We start from the raw sequence: 4660 nt of genomic DNA, 5'->3' as shown, positions 1-4660 counted from the left end.
CGTTATAAACACTTCCTAGAAATCTTAGTTCTTGCAAAAATGTATCATCATAAGTTGTTATAAAATTTACCCACAACTGTCTAAATTGCTCCATTTCAGCAATAGAATACTCTCTATTTAGCAAATCCAAGCTCTTCTTCGCCAATTCCGTTGCCTCTTTGTTGTGAAGAACTTCTATAACCTGAAGAACTCTTTTGGTAAAAATTATTTGAGATTCAAGCATATTTGAGCAGTGAGAAGGGTTCGTTCTGTTTAGTTTTGAGATTAAAAAACGGGCAAGCTCAGAGATGTTTGTAATATGGTATTTTTTCAACTCATCTTGAAACTCTTTATTTAAAGAGAGTGTAAATTTATCGAGTTTTGAGCAGTCCACAGTTACATATCCAGCTTTTGCTGCCTCTTTGCAAAATGCATCAGCATAAAAATCAGGTGTTAAAAGCTTACCCTCAAGCTCTAATCTTTTTACGGCCTTTTTAATAATAGCTTGAATATTCATCGCTACTCCTTCTTTTTAGCTCTAGCTCCCTCGGCAGAGACTTGCGCAACAAAGGAGCTAATAGCTCTTTGTGCGGCAAACCCGATAGCTTCAAATCTGTCTTGATCCGTAACTATAGCATTTGGTGCTACTGAGAAATCATGAAATCCTCTAGTGTTATAACTTTTTGATGCGCCGTTTGTATGTTTTGTAATGTTTAGCGAAACACTCATTCTATAAGCTATTACATAACCATTCTCATCATAAACAACCGGCGAATAAGATGGATCGCCCATCTTTAACTCAAGATGCGTTTGAGATTCTGCCCTACTAACCAAAGATGCCTGAAACACTTCAATAATAGCCCTGTCAACTGCATCTTTGATTATTACCGTATTTTGAGGATCCATAGATGAGATAATAACATTTGTACTTATTCGCTCCCCCATAACAGCACGGGAAAATTTAGCACTTGATTTATATCCGCACCCACTCAAAACAATAATAAGTAAAAAGAGAAGAAAAAAAGCTTTGGTATTTGAAAAAAACTGCAACATTAATCCTTAACAACCAAATTGACTAATTTTTTTGGAACTAAAATCTCTTTTACAATACTTTTGCCCTCAAGCCACTTCTGCGCTTTTTCTTTTGCAGCTTCAATTATACTCTCTTGTGATGCATCAAGTGCGACCTCTATCTCACATCTGCTCTTTCCGTTAATAGAAACTCCAAGCATTATAGTATCTTCAACAAAAACCTCTTGTAGCACTTTTTGTGCCGTTAAGTTTTTAAGGCAAAAGCGCTCATGAGAAATTTGCCAGCAAACATGCGGTATTACCGGCTCCATGATTGAGGTAAGTATCCAATATCCTTCACTCCAAACATCTCTGTTTGTTTGAAGGTTAAGTGCATTCATAGCCTCCATAACACCCGCAATCATAGTGTTGAAAGTATATCGCTCATTATAGACATCATTGGCTCTTACAAGTGCTTCATAGACTTTTTTTCTTGCAAACTTCTCCTCTTTTGTGAGAGACTTATGCTCTATGAGAGGGATAGTGTCAATTTTATCTACATTTAAACTTCTCTCATAAAACCTTTTTATAAACTTATAAGCTCCCTCAACAGCATTGTCATTCCACTCTAGCTCTTGCGTAGGAGGTGCTGCAAAAAGTATGAAAAGTCTTGCTGTATCTGCTCCGTACTTCTCTATAATTGCATCAGGGTCAACCGTATTGCCTTTGGATTTGCTCATTTTAGCACCATCTTTTAGCACCATGCCTTGTGTGAGAAGTCTATCAAAAGGCTCATTAAAATCAAGGTAACCTAAATCACGAAAAACTTTTGTAAAAAATCGTGCATAAAGCAGGTGAAGAATTGCATGCTCTATCCCACCAATGTAGTGGTCAACCCCCATCCAGTATTTTATCTGCTCTTTTGAGAAAGCTTCCTCTTTCCAGTTTGTAGGCGAGGCACAAAAGCGTAAAAAATACCAAGATGACTCTACAAACGTATCCATAGTATCTGTTTCACGAATAGCGTCTTTGCCACATTTAGGACATTTACAATATTTCCAAGTAGGGTGTTTTTCAAGAGGATTTCCCTCGCCGGTAATCTCGATATCCTCGGGAAGAGCAACAGGGAGATTCTCTTTTTTCTCCATAACTATGCCACAAGAGTCGCAGTGAACAAAAGGGATAGGTGCTCCCCAGTATCTCTGACGACTTACCCCCCAATCTTTTAGTCTATAATTGGTTGTTTTTTTACCGATACTTTGCGCTTCAAAATGCTCTATTATTTTTGCCTGCGCATCTTTGGAATTTAGTCCGTCGAACATTTGGGAGTTAAAAAGTTCCCCCGCTTCGATATATGCTTCATCTTTTTTCAGTTCTGCCCCAAGAGGTTTTATTACGGCAGTTATAGGCAGATTGTACTTTTTAGCAAAGTCAAAATCTCTCTCATCATGTGCGGGAACTGCCATAACAGCACCACTTCCATAATCCATTAAAACAAAGTTAGCAACCCATACAGGCACTTTTTTATTTGTAAGAGGATGAATGACATCAAGACCTAGTGCGACTCCACTTTTGGTTTTTTGTCTATCAATGGAGGAAGCATTTTTCATCTCCTTGATTTTTGCAATCACGCTCTCATCAAGAAGTGAATTTTCTATCATGTAAGTTACTATCTCATGCTCAGGTGCTAAAGCCGTATAGCTTACGCCGTAAATTGTATCTGGGCGTGTTGTAAAAACATCAAAACCTTCAAAACTTTTCTCTACTTTAGCAAGTGATGCATCATCAAAACGAAGCTGAAACTCCAACCCGTTTGATTTGCCTATCCAATTCTCCTGCATGGTCAAAACCTGCTTAGGCCAGCCACTCTCAAGCTTATGCAAATCCTCTAAAAGCTCATCGGCATACTCTGTAATTTTGAAGTAGTACTGATTCATATCTTTTTTAACTACTTGAGTGTCACATCTCCAGCATGAACCGTCAATAACCTGCTCATTTGCTAAAACTGTATGACAACTAGGACACCAGTTTAAAAACCCTTTTTTACGATAAAGAAGTCCTTTTTCATACATGTCGATGATAAAACCCTGCTCAAACTTTGTGTAGAGCTCATCACTTGTTGCAAGTTCGCGCTCTTTTGAGAATGAAAATCCAAGCGACTTAAATTCTCCCTTCATGTAGTCAATATTGTCATAAGTCCATTTTTTAGGATGTGAGCCGTTTTTTATAGCAGCATTTTCTGCGGGCATCCCAAAGCTGTCAAAGCCTATCGGATGAAGAACATTAAAGCCTTGCTGACGGTAGTATCTTGCAAAAGAATCACTGAGCGTGTAGTTTCTTACGTGCCCCATATGAAGTCTTCCGCTTGGAAAAGGGAACATACTTAAGATATATTTTTTATCTTTGCTGAAATCTTCACTTGGCTCAAAACTTCTATTTTTAGCCCAATACTCTTGCCAACTCTTCTCTAACTCTTTTGAACTGTATTGCAAAAATTTCTCCTAGTATTCATCGCGATTTTTTGAGCTCTCTATATAGACAAGTCCCATAGAGAATACATTTGCAATTAAAGCTCCAATTGCTAGAGCGATTGCCCACTCTAAATTTCCGACAACTTCAAGGTAGATAAAAGCCGGGATAAGATGCAAGTCGGCTACTAAGGAGGAGGCTAAAAGTTCTGCGGAGAGGAGGTTTCTAACACCGATTTTTAAAAATGTGGAAACTAGATTTAAGCTACCTGCGACAAAAAGTGCTACTGCACTATGCTCATATAAAAAACCTGCTATTGATGTTAAACTCATCAATGAAAAAAACACATATATAACTTTGCCCCAATCCATACAAACACCTCTGCTTAAATTAATTGACAAGATTATACAAAAAATATCTTAAGTAGCCACTGAACTCTATATATAGCCTATTTTAGAATCAAGTTTTTTTTCATAAAAAAATAAAAGAATGCTAAAGGCGGAACAAAAACAATACCTATTTGCCAAAATATTTTCTGTTTATCATCTTTAAACTTAGCTCTATAAACAGAGATTATTGAATATATCCAAAAAGCAACAAATAGAAAAAATACAGACAATGTAATATTGCTCATGATGAGCTCCTTTTTGAATATTGTATCCTCTATTGGGTTAACATAAGAACAAAGACTTTTAAGGAAACTTATCCGGCAAAAAGCCGGAATAATATAGAAAGAGAATTTTTAATTTTTTTTACATAATCCCAGATTCATACTGAGCTCTCATTCTCTCTTTTTCCGCTTCTCTCTTTGTCTTCTCAGCAAGTTTTACATGATAGTTTTTGACATCAAAGCCAAAAAGAAGAAGAGTCGGAGAAGCAACAAAGATTGATGAATAAGTTCCTACAACAATTCCCACTAAAAGAGTAAATGCAAAAGCATGAATTATCTCACCGCCGAACATAAAGAGCGTAAATACAACCAAGAGAGTTGTAAGCGAAGTGAGTGTTGTTCTACCCAGAGTTCTTGTGATAGAGTCATTAATAATTTCAACAAACTCAACATCCTTACCTTTTACAACACTCTCACGGATTCTGTCAAATATAATAATAGTATCATTAAGCGAATATCCAAGAATCGTAAGAAGTGCGGCTAAGACATCAAGATTTGTCTCTAACCCAACAAGAGCTATCGCCCCAAGAG

The 4660-nt window shown here is 37.0% G+C and carries 3 protein-coding genes and 2 pseudogenes; all 5 read right to left on the bottom strand.

The window, feature by feature from the left end; translation table 11 throughout:
• Positions 1 to 496 (bottom strand): annotated as a pseudogene (locus M0Q17_RS10670) (GGDEF domain-containing protein); the annotation flags it as partial.
• Between the two features lie 2 nt (positions 497 to 498).
• Positions 499 to 1029, bottom strand: a complete 531-nt coding sequence (lptE, locus tag M0Q17_RS10665) for an LPS assembly lipoprotein LptE (protein ID WP_295086686.1) — start codon at positions 1027 to 1029, stop codon at positions 499 to 501.
• Positions 1030 to 1031: 2 nt separating this feature from the next.
• Positions 1032 to 3482 (bottom strand): leucine--tRNA ligase, encoded by a 2451-nt coding sequence (gene leuS, locus M0Q17_RS10660; RefSeq protein WP_295086684.1) that lies wholly within the window; start codon positions 3480 to 3482, stop codon positions 1032 to 1034.
• Positions 3483 to 3491: 9 nt separating this feature from the next.
• Complete coding sequence (locus M0Q17_RS10655) at positions 3492 to 3830, bottom strand: DUF6394 family protein (RefSeq protein WP_295086683.1); 339 nt, start codon at positions 3828 to 3830, stop codon at positions 3492 to 3494.
• 381 nt (positions 3831 to 4211) lie between these two features.
• Positions 4212 to 4660, bottom strand: a pseudogene (gene secF / locus M0Q17_RS10650) (protein translocase subunit SecF); the annotation flags it as partial.

The sequence above is a fragment of the Sulfurimonas sp. genome (assembly GCF_023229105.1).
Lineage (GTDB): Bacteria > Campylobacterota > Campylobacteria > Campylobacterales > Sulfurimonadaceae > Sulfurimonas.
The sequence above is the reverse complement of the archived record's forward strand: the minus strand, read 5'-3'. Positions and strand labels throughout refer to the sequence as shown.